The sequence below is a fragment of the Streptomyces sp. NPDC047043 genome (genome assembly GCF_040644055.1).
Lineage (GTDB): Bacteria > Actinomycetota > Actinomycetes > Streptomycetales > Streptomycetaceae > Streptomyces.
Map to the genome: position 1 here is coordinate 1 of NZ_JBEYVO010000050.1, position 14,354 is coordinate 14,354.

The 14,354-nt window shown below is 69.5% G+C and carries 13 protein-coding genes; 2 read left to right on the forward strand and 11 right to left on the reverse strand.

What is annotated here, in order from left to right; genetic code table 11:
* Window positions 1-318: 318 nt before the first annotated feature.
* From ABZ880_RS49470 to ABZ880_RS49510, 9 genes are all read right to left on the reverse strand, one after another.
* Window positions 319-1,398, reverse strand: coding sequence for a S1 family peptidase (locus ABZ880_RS49470; protein ID WP_361277653.1), 1,080 nt, complete (start codon window positions 1,396-1,398; stop codon window positions 319-321).
* A gap of 231 nt (window positions 1,399-1,629) precedes the next feature.
* A complete protein-coding gene (locus tag ABZ880_RS49475) occupies window positions 1,630-2,523 on the reverse strand; it encodes a slipin family protein (protein ID WP_361277654.1) in 894 nt (297 codons plus the stop codon).
* A 152-nt stretch (window positions 2,524-2,675) separates the two neighbouring features.
* Window positions 2,676-3,575 (reverse strand): S1 family peptidase, encoded by a 900-nt coding sequence (locus ABZ880_RS49480; protein WP_361277655.1) that lies wholly within the window; start codon window positions 3,573-3,575, stop codon window positions 2,676-2,678.
* A 211-nt stretch (window positions 3,576-3,786) separates the two neighbouring features.
* Window positions 3,787-4,566 carry a DUF1684 domain-containing protein gene (locus tag ABZ880_RS49485; protein ID WP_361277656.1) on the reverse strand — a complete coding sequence of 260 codons (780 nt, stop codon included), beginning with the start codon at window positions 4,564-4,566 and terminating at the stop codon, window positions 3,787-3,789.
* Window positions 4,567-4,571: 5 nt separating this feature from the next.
* The gene (locus ABZ880_RS49490) at window positions 4,572-5,876 is read right to left on the reverse strand and encodes an NtaA/DmoA family FMN-dependent monooxygenase (RefSeq protein WP_361277657.1); all 1,305 of its coding nucleotides are present in this window, start codon (window positions 5,874-5,876) and stop codon (window positions 4,572-4,574) included.
* On the reverse strand, window positions 5,873-6,937 hold the full coding sequence (locus ABZ880_RS49495; protein ID WP_361277658.1) for an LLM class flavin-dependent oxidoreductase: 1,065 nt from the start codon (window positions 6,935-6,937) through the stop codon (window positions 5,873-5,875). The genes ABZ880_RS49490 and ABZ880_RS49495 overlap by 4 nt, the downstream gene beginning before the upstream one ends.
* Window positions 6,937-7,698, reverse strand: a complete 762-nt coding sequence (locus tag ABZ880_RS49500) for an amino acid ABC transporter ATP-binding protein (protein ID WP_361277659.1) — start codon at window positions 7,696-7,698, stop codon at window positions 6,937-6,939. The genes ABZ880_RS49495 and ABZ880_RS49500 overlap by 1 nt, the downstream gene beginning before the upstream one ends.
* 26 nt (window positions 7,699-7,724) lie before the next feature.
* The gene (locus tag ABZ880_RS49505; protein WP_361277660.1) at window positions 7,725-9,503 is read right to left on the reverse strand and encodes an FAD/NAD(P)-binding protein; all 1,779 of its coding nucleotides are present in this window, start codon (window positions 9,501-9,503) and stop codon (window positions 7,725-7,727) included.
* Complete coding sequence (locus tag ABZ880_RS49510; RefSeq protein ID WP_361277661.1) at window positions 9,500-10,357, reverse strand: amino acid ABC transporter permease; 858 nt, start codon at window positions 10,355-10,357, stop codon at window positions 9,500-9,502. The genes ABZ880_RS49505 and ABZ880_RS49510 overlap by 4 nt, the downstream gene beginning before the upstream one ends.
* 390 nt (window positions 10,358-10,747) lie before the next feature.
* Here ABZ880_RS49510 and ABZ880_RS49515 point away from each other — a divergent pair, with 390 nt between their 5' ends.
* Window positions 10,748-11,698 (forward strand): ABC transporter substrate-binding protein, encoded by a 951-nt coding sequence (locus ABZ880_RS49515; protein WP_361277662.1) that lies wholly within the window; start codon window positions 10,748-10,750, stop codon window positions 11,696-11,698.
* Window positions 11,699-11,794: 96 nt separating this feature from the next.
* Here ABZ880_RS49515 and ABZ880_RS49520 read toward each other — a convergent pair whose 3' ends face one another.
* Both ABZ880_RS49520 and ABZ880_RS49525 read right to left on the reverse strand, forming a co-directional pair.
* Window positions 11,795-12,331, reverse strand: coding sequence for an ATP/GTP-binding protein (locus ABZ880_RS49520; RefSeq protein ID WP_361277663.1), 537 nt, complete (start codon window positions 12,329-12,331; stop codon window positions 11,795-11,797).
* 111 nt (window positions 12,332-12,442) lie between these two features.
* Window positions 12,443-13,591, reverse strand: a complete 1,149-nt coding sequence (locus ABZ880_RS49525; protein ID WP_361277664.1) for a DUF5685 family protein — start codon at window positions 13,589-13,591, stop codon at window positions 12,443-12,445.
* Between the two features lie 311 nt (window positions 13,592-13,902).
* Here ABZ880_RS49525 and ABZ880_RS49530 point away from each other — a divergent pair, with 311 nt between their 5' ends.
* A complete protein-coding gene (locus ABZ880_RS49530; RefSeq protein ID WP_361277665.1) occupies window positions 13,903-14,343 on the forward strand; it encodes a cell division protein SepF in 441 nt (146 codons plus the stop codon).
* The last annotated feature ends 11 nt before the right edge of the window (window positions 14,344-14,354 follow it).

Below are 14,354 nucleotides of genomic sequence, written 5' to 3' on the forward strand. Positions count from 1 at the left end.
GGGGACGTGCCGGGGGGTGTCCGCCCGCAGCGGCGGGCGTCACCGCCGAGCACAGCCCACAAGACAGCAACCGCCCGACCGAGGACGGACACCCCCCGGCACGGCCCCGACCCCCAACGCACCGACAGGCGCCAGGCGCACCCCCACCGATTCCGCACAGGCGCCGCAGGCATACACAACGCACCCGCACCCGCACCCCCGCCGAACCCGCACAGGCGCCGCAGGCATACACAACGCACCCGCACCCACACCCGCACCCACACACGAAAGTCCCGCCCCTCGCGCGCGGGGCGGGACTCAACGCAGTAGCAGCGACCGTCAGCCGATCTCGGCACCCTCGGCAGACAGCGCCTCGGTGACCGGCTGGAAGAAGGTCTCGCCGCCGGAGGTGCAGTCACCACTGCCACCGGAGGTGAGACCGATCGCCGACTCGCCGTCGAACAGCGAGCCGCCGCTGTCGCCGGGCTCGGCGCAGACGTCGGTCTGGATGAGACCGCTGACCGTGCCCTCCGAGTAGTTCACGGTGGCGTTCAGACCGGTGACCGTACCGTCGTGCACCTGCGTGGTCGAACCGCTGCGGGTCACCTTCTCGCCGACCGTGGCCTCGGCCGCCTTGGTGATCTTCTGGGTGGAGCCGTTGTAGAGGTCGACCTCGCTCGGGTGGTCCACATCGGCGGTGTACTTGACCAGCCCGAAGTCATTGCCCGGGAACTGGGAGTCGGCGTTCTCGCCGATCTGGTTGCCGCTGGAGTCCGACCAGGTCTTGATCGCGTCGGTGCAGTGCCCGGCGGTGAGGAAGTACGCCTCGCCGCCCTTGGTCACATTGAAGCCGAGCGAGCAGCGCCCGCCCGAGCCGGAGATGGCGTCGCCGCCTGCGATGAAGGGCTTGAACTCCCCCTTCGAGCGCTTGAGTTCGGCCTTGGCGCCGAGCCCGTCGACGACCTCGGACAGCTTGGCCAACTCGGTCTTGGAGACGGTCTTGTCGGCGGTGACGACGACCTTGTTGCTCACCGGGTCCGTCGACCACGACGTACCGGGGATGGTGGCGTCCTTCGTCAGCGTCGTACGGGCGCCGTCCAGTTCGGCCAGCGAGTTCTCGACGATTCTGGCCTTGGCGCCGGCCGCCTCGACCGTCTCGGCGGCGGCCTTGTCGAGCACGTTCACGACAAGGCTCTTGGCCTTCGCGTCGTAATACGTTCCCGCCGCGTCGGCGCCCAGGTCCTTGCCGAGCGTAGAGGCAAGCTTTCCGGCCGCCAGGGCCGACAGGGTCTGGGGCGCGGAGTCCTTCGCGGGCTCACTGGCGTTCGCAGTCTGGAAGGTCACTCCCGCGGCCACGAGTGCGGCGATGCCCGCACCGGCCAGGGCTGCCCGCCGCTTGGGTATGCGTCGGTGCTTCAACTCACGTCCTCCTGTGGGGGGTTCGGCCCGGGAGGTTGTGGGGACCCGCCGGACCGGAAGGCGTTGAACAGCGCCTACTATCCCGAGGCCAACAGGGAGCACACAAGGGCGTCTTCAGGACGCGCGTAGAACGCGCTTCGCACGCCCCCTCGGTTTTGACAGTCCACGGTCACCCCACGTCTTCGCTCTGCAAACACTACGAGCGAGTAGCCTGTGCGCACTCTGTGAGGTCTAGTCCTGTCTTGAATTCGACCTGTCGGCATCCGAATCCAAGCGAGGAGCGAGAGGCGGAAGTTGCTCCTGCACCGGTTGCTGAGGAACCTGCCGAGGCGCTTGCTGAGGAACCTGCTGAGGCACGGCACCCCCCTGCTGGGCCTTCTCCAGGAACCGCAGCAGCTCCACCGGGAACGGCAGAACGAGCGTGGAGTTCTTCTCGGCGGCGACCGCCACCACCGTCTGCAGCAGCCGCAGTTGCAGCGCGGCGGGCTGCTCGGACATCTCCCTGGCGGCCTCGGCGAGCTTCTTCGACGCCTGCAGTTCGGCATCGGCGTTGATGACCCGCGCCCGCCGCTCGCGGTCGGCCTCGGCCTGCCGGGCCATGGAGCGCTTCATGGTCTCGGGCAGGGAGACGTCCTTGATCTCGACGCGGTCGATGGTGACGCCCCACTCCACGGCCGGACTGTCGATCATCAACTCCAGCCCCTGGTTGAGCTTTTCGCGGTTGGACAACAGATCGTCCAACTCGCTCTTGCCGATGATGGACCGAAGCGAGGTCTGCGCCATCTGCGCGACCGCGAACCGGTAGTCCTCGACCCGGACGACCGCCTCGGCCGGCGAGGTCACCTTGAAGTAGACGACGGCGTCCACCCGCACCGTGACGTTGTCCCGGGTGATGCCCTCCTGCCCGGGCACAGGCATCGTCACGATCTGCATGTTCACTTTGCGGAGCTTGTCCACGAACGGGACGATCATCGTGAACCCGGGCCCCCGCACCTCGGACCGCAGCCTTCCGAGCCGGAACACCACACCGCGTTCGTACTGCTTGACGACTCTCGCCGCCGCCATCACGTACACCGCACCGACGGACGCGAGGGTCACTCCCGCCGCCACCAGCTCCTCGACCATGCCGGCCCCCAGGGGACTGAGCTTTGAGGGGTCTCCGGGAACCGATCCGATCCGCCGGACACCCCCTACCCGTCCTCCGACGGTAACCCCGCTCCCCGAACAAGAGGGAGCCCCCGCACACCAGTTGTGTGCGGGGGCCACTCAAGGAAGCGTCAGCCGACGCTCACGCCGTAGTAGCTCAGCGCCTCGGTGACCGGCTGGAAGAAGGTCGTGCCGCCGGAGGTGCAGTTGCCGCTGCCGCCGGAGGTCAGACCGTAGGCCACGGTGCCGCCGTACAGCGGACCGCCGCTGTCGCCGCCCTCGGCGCAGACCGTGGTCTGGATCATGCCGTAGACGACGTCGCCGCCGCCGTAGTTGACGGTGGCGTTCAGCGCGGTGACCCGGCCGCTGTGCGTGCCGGTGGTGGAGCCACGGCGGTAGACCGTGGTGCCGACACTCGGAGTGGCCGCACTGGTGATGGTCTGGCTGCCGACCGAGCTCGGGTGCGCGATCGAGGAGTTGGTGTAGCGGACCAGCGCGAAGTCGTTGGTCGGGAAGCTGTAGCTCACGTTGGTACCCAGCGTCGTGGTGTGACCGGAGTTGGAGTACCAGGTGGAGGCGACCTCACCGCAGTGGCCGGCGGTCAGGAAGTAGTACGTGCTCCCGCTGTGCACGTTGAAGCCGAGCGAACAGCGGTAGGAGCCGCCGTAGATGGCGTCGCCGCCGGTGATCAGCGGCTTGAACTGCCCCGCGGTGTGCTTGATGGTGAGGGCACCGGCGTTGGCGCCGGCCTGCCGCTTGATCTTCGCGATCTCGGCCTTGGAGACCGTGCTGTCAACGGTGACGACAACGCGGTTGGTCTTGCTGTCGACGGCCCAGGCGGTGCCCGGGACGTCCGCCTTGAGCACCGAGGCGTTGGCGCTCTTCAGCTGGGTCGTGCTGAAGGGGGTGGCCGTGGACGCGTTCGCGCTGGGGACCGCGATCGCTGCGGCGGCCACGAGTCCGGTGGTGACGGCGATCAGCCGGGTCCGTCTCGTGATGCCGCTGCGGGGGGTTGTGCGCTTGATCCTCACGTTCGTTCCTCCCAAGGGGAAGTCGGTGGGCCCGCGTGGGGTCGGGGCCCGTGAGGCGCAGCCAGGGGCCTGATCGTCCGGATTCCGGACACGCCGTGCCCCTGACAAGCGCTTGCGGGGAGTATTCGGCCGAACGACCGGTAGACGCAAGAGTGCCTTTCGGCCGTCGACCTCTGAACGAACTATGCTTTTTGGCCACCCGTGCCCTGGTTCAGACCAGGTTGCGCTCACCCGCCTCCACCGCGACCCCCAGGGTGTTCCCGGGCGGCGGAAAGGGGCAGATGAAGTGGTCCGCGAAGGCACACGGCGGCAGCACGGCACGGTTGAGGTCGACCGTGGTACGGCCCTCGGCGTCGGGGGCCGCCGGGTAGAGGAACCGGAAGCGGAAACTTCCGTCCCCGCTGGTCGTGTCGGCGAAGACGGCCCACAGCACGTCGCCCTGGATCGCGACCTGGAGGGTGAGGTCCTGTCCGTCGAGCGTGAAGGCCAGTTCGCCGGCGAGCGCCAGCCCGCGTTCGCGTCCGTCCGCGTTCGCCACGCGTACGGTGCGGTCCTCGCCGTACGGAGTGAAGCGCCCCGGCACCGACCAGCGCGGATCGTAGGGCGTGGCCTCGATACCGCGGAACGCGCGCCGTGCCTGCGACGCCGGGTCGAAGGCCCGCACACCCCACACGCCTTCACGCACCAGCACGACCAGCCGCCGCTCGCCGTACGCCACCCGGGCCGCGTCCACCGCTCCCGCGTCGGCCGCGAGCCGGACCGAACCGTCGAGGGGCTGCCCGTCCACCGTCAGCCCGTCGGCAGCGACGGCGGTCAGCACCACGCCCTCGCCGTCGGCCGCCCAGATCCCGGGGATGTCCGGAAGTCGCCCGTCCGGATGGTCCTCGAGCCAGTACGTGCCGGTCAGCGCGAGCGGCCCGTAGGGCGCCGACACAGACTCGACGCGGTGCTCGTGCCACTGCTTCCACTCGTCGGCAGCATCTGTCGTCATGGTGATCAGCCTTTCCATACCGGGTCGGGCAACCCGAGGTGTGAGCGCAGGGTGGTGCCCCGGTATTCGGTGCGGAACGCGCCCCGCTCCTGGAGCAGCGGCACCACCCGGTCCACGAACTCGTCGAGCCCGCGCGGGGTGATCACCGGTTGGATGATGAACCCATCGGCGGCGTCCTTCTGCACGAACTCGTCGAGCTCGGCGGCCACGGCCTCGGGGGTGCCGATGAAGGACTGCCGGGCGCCTGCCTCGATCACGGTCTGCCGGATGGACAGCCCCTTCTCCTTCGACAGCGCCCGCCACTTCTCGGCGATGGCGACGGTGTCGCCGCGCCGGGTCCGCCCCTGGGTGATCCCGGACTCCGCCACCGGGTCGATCTCGGGAAGCGGCCCGTCGGGGTCGTACGACGACAGGTCGACGCCCCAGACCTGCTCCAGGGCGAGGATCGCGTTCTGCGGGGAGACCTGCTGCCGTCGGATCTCGGTGGCCCGCTCCTGCGCCTCGGCGGCGCTGTCGCCGAGGACGACGGTGACGCCGGGCATGATCTTCAAGTCGCCCGGTTCACGGCCGTACTTGGCCAGCCGCCGCTTCACATCGGCGTAGAAGGAGCGTCCCGCCGCCAGCGAGCCGTGCCGGGTGAAGACGATGTCGGCCGTGGACGCGGCGAACTCCCGCCCCTCGTCCGAGTCACCGGCCTGGATGACGACCGGGTGCCCCTGCGGCGAGCGCGGCAGGGTGAACTCGCCCGCGATGTCGAAGTGTTCACCGCGGTGCGCGAAGGGCCGGGGGACGCCGCCGGGGGTCCAGGAATCCCACAACTGCCTTGCCGTGGCGACGAATTCGGCAGCCCGCGTGTACCGGTCGGCCCGGTCCAGGAAGCCGCCCCGCCGGAAGTTCTCGCCGGTGAAGGCGTCGGAGGACGTCACCACGTTCCAGGCCGCCCGGCCGCCGCTGAGATGGTCCAACGTGGCCAGCCTGCGGGCGAGTTCGTACGGCTCGTTGAAGGTCGCGTTGACGGTGGCGGCGAGCCCGAGGTGTTCGGTGACGCCGGCGAGGGCGTTCAGGACGGTGAGCGACTCGGGCCGCCCCACCACGTCCAAGTCGTGGATACGGCCCTTGTGTTCACGCAGCCGCAGCCCCTCGGCGAGGAAGAAGAAGTCGAACAGCCCGCGCTCGGCGGTACGGGCGAGATGCTCGAACGACGAGAAGTCGATCTGCGACTTCGACCGCGGATCGGCCCATACGGTGGTGTTGTTGACGCCCGGGAAATGAGCCGCCAAACGGATGTGCTTACGACGTCGTACGGTCATGACGCTCCCCCTGTCACGGCTGTACCGGCGTACTGGTTGGCGGGTTTGGCGAGGCCCAGGTGCTCCCTGAGCGTGCTGCCCGGGTAGAAGGTGCGGAACAGGCCGCGGTGCTGCAGCAGCGCCACCGTGCCGTTGACGAGCCGCTCCAGGTCACGGCGCGGCTCGGTGGGCGTGAGGTGGAAGCCGTCGACGATGCCGTCGGTGTGCCAGGTGGCGATCAGCTCGGCGAGATCCACCGGGCCGCCCCGGTACAGCGGGCCCTGCGCGGTCTGCCGGGGACCGCCACCGCCGTGTCCCGGCTCGGCGGCATGCTCGCCGTCACCGAGGTCGACCAGAAGGCTCGCGAGGACCCGCAGGGTGTCGGGGTCGCGCCCGAACTCCGCGGCGGCCGACCGCAGTTCGTCGCGTACGGCGGCGGCCTGGGCAGGACTCGCGGCCCGTACGAGCGCCACGTCGGCGTACCGGGCGGCGGTGCGCCGGGCGTGCCCCTCGGTGGCGTCGACCAAGCGGACGGGGTGGCCCTGCGGCGGGCGCGGCACGATCGAGGGGCCCTTCACCGAGAAGCCGGCGCCGGTGAAGTCGACGTGGTGCAGCTTGTCCCGGTCGATGAAACGGCCGGTCGCCACGTCCCGTATCTCGGCGTCGTCCTCCCAGCTGTCCCACAACCTGGCGGCCACGTCGGCGACTTCGCCGGCCTCGCGCCACAGTTCGTCGGCGGGGGCCGCGTGCCGGCGGCCGAAGAGGCGGGCCTCGCCCTCGGTGGTGGACACGTCGATGCGCCAGCCGGCCCGGCCGCGGCTGACCCAGTCGAGGGTGGCGACGGCGGCCTGGACGTGGAAGGGCTCGGTGTGCGTGGTCGTGACGGTGGGCACCAGGCCGATACGGCCGGTGGCGGGCGCGACCCGGGACAGGACGGCCGGCGCGTCGGGCCCGGCGCGGCCGAAGGTGTCGCCGAGCGTCACGAAGTCCAGCCCGCCGCGCTCGGCGAGCCGCGCCAGCTCGACGTAGGAGCCGGCGTCGTAGGCGGAGGGTTGGTCGACAGCAGCGGAGAGATGCAGCATCACAGCACCTTCGAGAGAAACGCCCGCGTGCGCTCGTGCCGCGGGTTGTCCAGTACGTCGGCCGGCGGGCCCTGCTCGACGATCCGTCCGCCGTCCATGAAGACAACGGTGTCGGCGACCTCGCGGGCGAAGCCGATCTCGTGCGTGACGACGATCATCGTGGTGCCCTGGTGCGCCAAGTCCTTGATGACGTCGAGGACTTCACCGACCAGCTCGGGGTCGAGCGCGGAGGTCGGTTCGTCGAAGAGCAGCAGCTTCGGCTCCAGGGCGAGCGCCCGCGCGATGGCAACGCGCTGCTGCTGTCCGCCGGACAGCTGCCGGGGGTAGGCGTCGGTCTTGTCGGCGAGGCCCACCCGGTCGAGCAGCCGGCGCGCGGTCTCGACGGCCTCCTTGCGCGGCCGCTTCAGCGCGGACACCGGCGCCTCGATGACGTTCTCCAGCACGGTGAGGTGCGGGAACAGGTTGAAGTTCTGGAAGACGAAGCCGATCCGTGTGCGCTGCTTGAGCACCTCGCGCTCGGGCAGCTCGTGCAGCTTGTCGCCGGAGCGCCGGTAGCCGACCAGCTCGCCGTCCACGCTGATCGCGCCGTGGTCCACCTTCTCCAGGTGGTTGATGGTGCGCAGCAACGTCGACTTGCCGGAGCCGGAAGGGCCCAGGACGACGGTGACCTGGCCGGTGCGCACCTGCAGATCGATGCCCTTGAGGACCTCCAGCGGGCCGAAGCTCTTGTGGACGGACCTGATGTCGACCATGACGCTCATCGCGGGATTCCTTGCAGTCGGGGATGTCATGCGGCCGCTCGGGAGGAGAGCTCGGCCAGGAACCGCAGCGCGGCCCGCGCGGTGGCGTCGTTCTGCCGGAACGCGGGCCCGCCGGTGCGCGGCCGGGTGAAGGCGCCGGGCGTACGTCCGTCGGTGTAGGGCCCGAGCGCGAACCGCCGTGGATGCGGCCGGCCGGCCCGGTCGAGGATCCGCCCGTCGCCGGGGTCCACCCTGAGCAGCCCGTCGGGTGTCTCGGCGGCCCCGTCGGCGTGCAGTTCGCGCAGCAGCGTGTCGCGGGCCCGCCCGACGGTGGGCTCGGGCAGCCGCGCCTCGACCAGCGCCCGTGCCTCGACGAAGGAGCCGGGCACGGTGGCGCTCGACGCCCGGAACACCCCGTCCTCGGCGGTGACGGTCATGTCGGCGCCCAGGAACTTCAGCACACCGGCACGCGACAGCGCGAGCATCTGCCGCAGTCGCGGTCCGGGCGGCCCGGAGGCCAGATAGCTGAAGAAGCCGTGCCACCAGGGCCCGATGCCACCGAGCCGCACCAGCTGGCCGTAGACGGAGAGCAGGCCGAGAAACACCGCCAAGTCCGGGCTGTACTCCGGATCATGACGTCTGGTCAGATCCTGTTCGACATACGTCCGCAGCCCCTCCTGGAACTCCTCGAACGAGCCGTAGCGCACCCCGTCCAGCGGACGGTCGAGCGCGGCCAGGTCCAGCCGGTCCGCGGGGTCCGGCACGGCGGCCGCCACAAGGGCCTGGATGTCCGCGCCGCTCCCGGCCGCGTACTTCTCCTCGAAGTCGGCCCAGGACATGAGGGTCCGCTCCGGATGCACGGTGAACAGCCGGTGGTAGTGCGCGAACCCCAACTCCTTCTCCACCAGCGGCCACACGTCCCGCCGGCTGTATCCGACACCGGCTCCGCCGCGGGCGAAGCCGTCCGGCCGGGCGAGCAGCGCGTCCACCTCGGCCGGCCCGAAGAACCGTGGCAGCGGCGGCCGTTCACCGACCCAGTCGTAGCCGATCTTCGAGTGGTACGGCACTCCGCGCCGCGAGCCGACGTACAGCACCGGCTCCTGCCCGGACGGCACATACGTGTCGCCCTCGTACCGTCCGCCGCGCCCCTCGGTCAGCAGCACCATCAGGTCGACGAAGGCGAGCCCGAACCCGCGCACGAGGACGGGCTCCCCGGCCTTCAGTGAGCTCAGGTCGCTGTCGGCGGTGAAGTCGGGAGGGAGGTGGACAAGACCGTGGGCGCGTGCGTACGACGCCAACTCGCGCTGCTGGTCGTCGAGTTCGGCGTCGAGATGGCCGAGGGTCAGCACGACGAGGTCGGCGAGAAGCGGTCTGGGCCGCCCCTCCAGCCACACCTGCTGGCGCCCCTCGCGAGGCCCGCCGACCCGCAGGGCGCGCCGCGGATGGTGGTGGACGGCGACGGAAGGGGGAAGCGCCGCCACCGCCTGCTCGTGGACCCAGCGCAGATACGCCCCCTGCAGCTGCCGGTCCGCGAAGACACGGCCGTCGGCGCCGGCCCACTCGTGCAGGGTGGGGCCCTCCCGCACCGGGCCCTCCATGGCCACCGTCTCGTCGGTGAACATGGTGACGTCCTCGGCGTGCGAGTTCATCCACAGCAGCGGGGACTGCGCGGCGCGCCAGATGCGTCCGGCGCCCGGCGGATGCGGGTCGACGAGATGGATGTCGAGGCCCGAACCGCCATGCAGCTCGGGTGCGTTGGCGGCGATCCGCTCGATCAGACCGGTCCCCCGCGGCCCGGCCCCGACGATCACCAGGGAGTGCCTCATCGCGTGCGCTCCGAACCGCGCGCGTAGTGCTTCTCCACGTAGTACTGGCCGACGCCGAGCACCGAGGTGACGACGGTGTACCAGACGGTGGCCACCATTAGCAGCGGGATGACCTGGTAGGTGCGGTGGTAGACGAGCTGCGCGGAGAAGAGCAGGTCGCTCACCGCGATGACGCTGACGATGGAGGTGCCCTTCAGCGTGCCGATCAGCATGTTCCCGGCGGGCGGCACGATGGAGCGCATCGCCTGCGGCAGTACGATCCGCCGCCAGCGCCGCCACCGGCTCAGCCCGAGGGCCTGCGCGGCCTCGATCTGCCCGCGGTCGACGGAGAGGATCCCGCCGCGCACGACCTCGGCGGCGTAGGCGGCCTCGTGCAGCGTCAGCCCGACGATGGCGACCTCGACCGGCCCGAGCAGATTGACGGTCCTCACCCCGAACAGCTCGGGATACAGGGCCCCGATGTTGAACCACAGCAGCAGCTGCACCAGGATCGGAATCGACCGGAAGAGCCAGACGTACCCCCAACTCACCGCCCTCAGCACGGGGTTGGCGGACAGCCGGAACGCGGCGAGCAGGGTGCCCAGCGCGAACCCGAGCACCATCACCACGGCGGTCAGCCACAGCGTGAGCCACAGCCCGCGCAGCACCGAGTCCGAGGTGAAGTAGTCGGCGACGACGTCCCACTGGAACGCCTTGTTGCGCAGTACGGAGTTGACGGCGAGAGCGAGCAGGACGAGCACGAGGACGGCTGCGGTCCACTGGCCGAACCGTCGCTGCGGAACGATCCGCAGGGCATCGGCCTGCTCGGGTATGTCCGGTGCCGCCGGGACTTTGGCGAGAGTGTCGGAAGACATGCGAAGGCTCCGTGACGCGTAGGTCGAACACGGTGATGCCTTCACACGGGCGCGCCATGGGCGCGCTACGGCCGAGCCCCTCAGCAGGGCCGTCCGTCGACTGTACGGGGCCGTTTCCCCTCACTGTCAAGGCCGTCCAGGATGTGAGCGCCACGTCTCAAGTCAGTTGACTCGGAACCGGATGCCTGTTCCACTTGGCCCATGCATCCACAGCAGTGGCTGGTCACGCGCTCCCACATCGACTTCGGTCGAGTGTGGTCCTGTTCCTGTTGAGCCGACCCACTGCGCGCCCGACCGGGCGCCTTTAGCGTTCTCTCCTTTCGCCTTCACACGCGCACCCCTCCCCTCGCGCTCTTTCACTCCTTTTCTGCTCCCAGGAGACCGCACACGATGCGCACGCTCACGCGTACCCGAAATAGCCTTCTCGCGTCTTTTGCCCTGATTTCTTCAGCAACACTGTTCCTCACCGCATGCGGCTCGGGTTCGGACGGCCCGACCGACGCCGTGGGCGCGGCGGCCAAGTCCGACAAGGTCCCCACGACGGACGTCGTCTCCGCCGTACACAAGGACTCGGCGTCCGCCAAGTTGCTGCCGTCGGGCGTCAGGAGCCTGACGGTCGCCGTCGCCGTCGGCGGCACTCCGCCCGGCACGACCTACCTGGACGACGGCAGGACCCTGACGGGCCAGGACGTCGACTTCGCGAACGCCGTGGCCAAGGTGCTCGGTATCAAGCTCAAGACGGAACAGGCCGGCTTCGAGGCGATCCTGCCGGCCCTCGACAGCGGCAAGTACGACTTCGGCGCAAGCAACTTCGGCGTCACCGACGAACGCCGTAGGACGATCGACTTCGTCACCTACATCAACGACGGCCAGGGCTTCGCGACCCGCAAGGACAGCAAGCTGTCCAAGGTCACCGATCTCGAGCAGCTGTGCGGCCTGAACGTCGCCACGGGCGCGGGCACCACCTTCGAGGCCACGCTGGAGGAGAACAAGAAGGTCTGCACGGCCGCCGGCAAGAAGCCCTACAACGTGCAGACGTACAGCGAGTCGGGCGCCATCTGGTCCTCGCTCCAACAGGGCCGCAGCGACGTCGTGATGTCCACGATCAACGGCCTGCGCTACGCGGTGGCCCACCAGGAGGGCGTGAAGTTCCTCAACGAATTCCACCGTCTGGACGTCGGCTTCGCCTTCAAGAAGGGCACGAACCTGGCCACTGCCTTCCAGTCGGCGGTGAACAAGCTGATAGCGGACGGCACGTACAACAAGATCCTCAAGAAGTGGGGCACAACGGGCTCGGCAATCACCAAGTCCCAGATCTCCCCACCAGAACTGAAGAACTGAGACTGCCGGCGCCGCCCTGCTTTTCAGGGGCGCGGGGCTGTATCGATCTGCGGCTCCGCCGCGTGGGCGCGACCAGCCCCCACACATCCGCACCCGCTAAGGCACCATCGCAACCCGCCCCTTGGGCGCAGACCGAACCCCGACCACCCGATCCATCAACGCCCCCAGAACATCCCGCACAGAAGCCCGCTCCCGCGCATCGCACTCCAGCACCGGCACCCCGCGGACTTCCTCCAGTTCAACCGCCCCCACCCCATCGAACCGATTCACCGCGACGACAAACGGCACACCCCTCGCCTCGAAATACTCGACAGCCGGCAGACATTCCTCGACCCGCCGACCGTCCGCGAGGACCACCGCTCCCAATGCCCCCTCCGCCAGGTCGTCCCACAAACACGACCCCTGCTCGTCCCCGGGCGTCCCGAACAGATACAACGCAATCGTCGGATCAAGAGTGATCCGCCCGAAGTCGAGCGCGTCGACCCCCACGGAAACCTGACTGATCGCCCCCTCGGAATGCCCGGGTTCGATCTCCGAAATCGCCCCGATGAACGTGGACTTGCCCACGCCGGGCCCCCCGCTCACCACGATCTTCACGGCAAGCGGCACGATCCTGTCACAGCGCCCGGACATGGCCCCTGATCCTTTCGCGAACGACCACACGAACGTCGCGTCCCCAACTGGTACTACGTCCCAGGGCCGTTCACTGTTCACCGAGGGCAACATCCGCCGCAACCACGCACCTCAGCAGCTGCAGTCGCAACCACAGTCGCAGCAGTCGCATCCGTCACAACAGTCACAGCAGTTGAAGCAGTCGCCGCAGTCGGCGTCCTTGCAGAGCCCGTCCTTCCGCTCCCGGCTCCAGGGATCGTCGTACTCGCCGCAGCACAACTGGCACGTACAGGCCAGCCCCGCCCACACCGCACAACCCGCCAGCAGCCCACGCCGGTCCCGCCGAGGCGGCCCAGGAGGCAACGACGGCCCGCCGGGCGGCGCATACGGCCCCGCCAGCGAAGGCGCCGTCCCGTGCGCACAGGACGCCGTACCGAAGGCCCGGTCGACAGCAGCGCGCAGTTCGTGCACGAGCAACCGGTGCGCCAGCTTCCCCTCGACGAACTCGACCTCGCGCAGAGCGAGCCGTATCCCGTGCAGGGCGTCGTCCGCGAGGCGCCGTGCCTCGGTGAGCGACGTCCCGGTCGCCGTGAGCGGGTTCCACGCACCCGACGCGGCGTCAGCTTCCCGGTCCTCCACGGCATCCAGCAGATGCGCGAGCCGTCCGAAGAGGCGTCCGGCCTCGGCGAGCGGCTCGGCGTTGCCCGGCCGTCCGGCCAGCACCGCGGTGTGCGCGAACGCGGCGGCGGTGGCGGTCTCGGTCGGCACGGTGACCGTCAGAACGGGCGTCCCTGGCCCGGCGAGCGCCTCGATGCCGACCTGCCGGTCCACGGCGTCGACGAGTACGGCGGTGTCGAACCCGACGTCGGATCCCGTACGCGCACCGGCTGCACCCCAACTCGCGGCCACCCGGCGCGCCGCGAGCGCCACCGGCCTGCGCGCCAGCAGCCCGTCCCCGTCGGCGACATGGTCGCGCACCTTGGCCGAGGCCAGCACCAGCGAGACGGCGGCCGCGAGCCGCGCCCCCTCGCCCTGCGCGACGGACGCCGTACGCATCCCGCGCAACGGACAAGGCCCCGCCGTACGCCGCCAACCAGTCACCTTCTCGGCCTGAGCCTCCGTCAGAACCGATATGAGCAGCCCGTCATAGTTGGTCACGACGCGCGCGAACTGCCCATGATCCTTGCGCAGCGCGAGACAGAGCCCGCACAAGTGCGCCATCCACTGGGACTTGAGATTTTCACCGAGCCGATGGCGGCAGGGCCTGACGATTCCGAACACGACGATCCCCCGTGACGCGTGTGACATACGGTGCTGTTGATATGGCGTTGAGCTGCCGCATCGTATCGACCACCCCGTTCACCCGTACGCACGGCCCGTCACCCATACGCCGCCAACAATCATATTTCACTCCCAGTCAGCAGCCGTGTACGGCAAGACCCTTGGGAAACGCGGGCTCTCGACGGATTCGCTGTGCACCAGTACCGTCACAAACCCCCCGCGCGGCGTCTATCCACTTGGCGCGACGTCCGCATCATGGATGACCATAGGGATGCGGAAAGTAAAAGAGACCGCTGTGAGAGGAGGCGTCCATGGGATCGGTGCGCAAGGCAAGTGCTTGGCTTGGCCTCGTCGACGACAACGATGACGAGCGTTACTACGACGACGACTACTCCGAGGGGACCGAGCAGCCCGGGGATGCCTGGGTCACCGACCCGCGGGTCAAGGTGGCCTCGGACACCGCCGAGGAGAAGGGCCGCCGCATCGGCACGGTGACCCCGGACAGCTTCCGGGACGCCCGCGCCATCGGCGAGCTGTTCCGCGAGGGCGTGCCGGTCATCGTGAACCTGACCTCCATGGAGCCGGGCGACGCCAAGCGCGTCGTCGACTTCGCGGCGGGGCTGACCTTCGGCCTGCGCGGCACCATCGAGCGCGTCGCGAACCGGGTGTTCCTGCTGACCCCCTCCAACACGGAGATCGTCAGCGGGGACAGGGCGGAGCACCGTTCGGACGGTTTCTTCAACCAGAGCTGAGGCAGGGCCGC

What these genes read in the sequence shown, in the direction of transcription:
- ABZ880_RS49485 (WP_361277656.1), bottom strand. Translation starts at nt 4,566, where the DNA reads ATGACGACAGATGCTGCCGACGAGTGGAAGCAGTGGCACGAGCACCGC.
- ABZ880_RS49515 (WP_361277662.1), top strand. Translation starts at nt 10,748, where the DNA reads ATGCGCACGCTCACGCGTACCCGAAATAGCCTTCTCGCGTCTTTTGCC.
- ABZ880_RS49510 (WP_361277661.1), bottom strand. Translation starts at nt 10,357, where the DNA reads ATGTCTTCCGACACTCTCGCCAAAGTCCCGGCGGCACCGGACATACCC.
- ABZ880_RS49490 (WP_361277657.1), bottom strand. Translation starts at nt 5,876, where the DNA reads ATGACCGTACGACGTCGTAAGCACATCCGTTTGGCGGCTCATTTCCCG.
- ABZ880_RS49475 (WP_361277654.1), bottom strand. Translation starts at nt 2,523, where the DNA reads ATGGTCGAGGAGCTGGTGGCGGCGGGAGTGACCCTCGCGTCCGTCGGT.
- ABZ880_RS49505 (WP_361277660.1), bottom strand. Translation starts at nt 9,503, where the DNA reads ATGAGGCACTCCCTGGTGATCGTCGGGGCCGGGCCGCGGGGGACCGGT.
- ABZ880_RS49500 (WP_361277659.1), bottom strand. Translation starts at nt 7,698, where the DNA reads ATGAGCGTCATGGTCGACATCAGGTCCGTCCACAAGAGCTTCGGCCCG.
- ABZ880_RS49520 (WP_361277663.1), bottom strand. Translation starts at nt 12,331, where the DNA reads ATGTCCGGGCGCTGTGACAGGATCGTGCCGCTTGCCGTGAAGATCGTG.
- ABZ880_RS49495 (WP_361277658.1), bottom strand. Translation starts at nt 6,937, where the DNA reads ATGCTGCATCTCTCCGCTGCTGTCGACCAACCCTCCGCCTACGACGCC.
- ABZ880_RS49530 (WP_361277665.1), top strand. Translation starts at nt 13,903, where the DNA reads ATGGGATCGGTGCGCAAGGCAAGTGCTTGGCTTGGCCTCGTCGACGAC.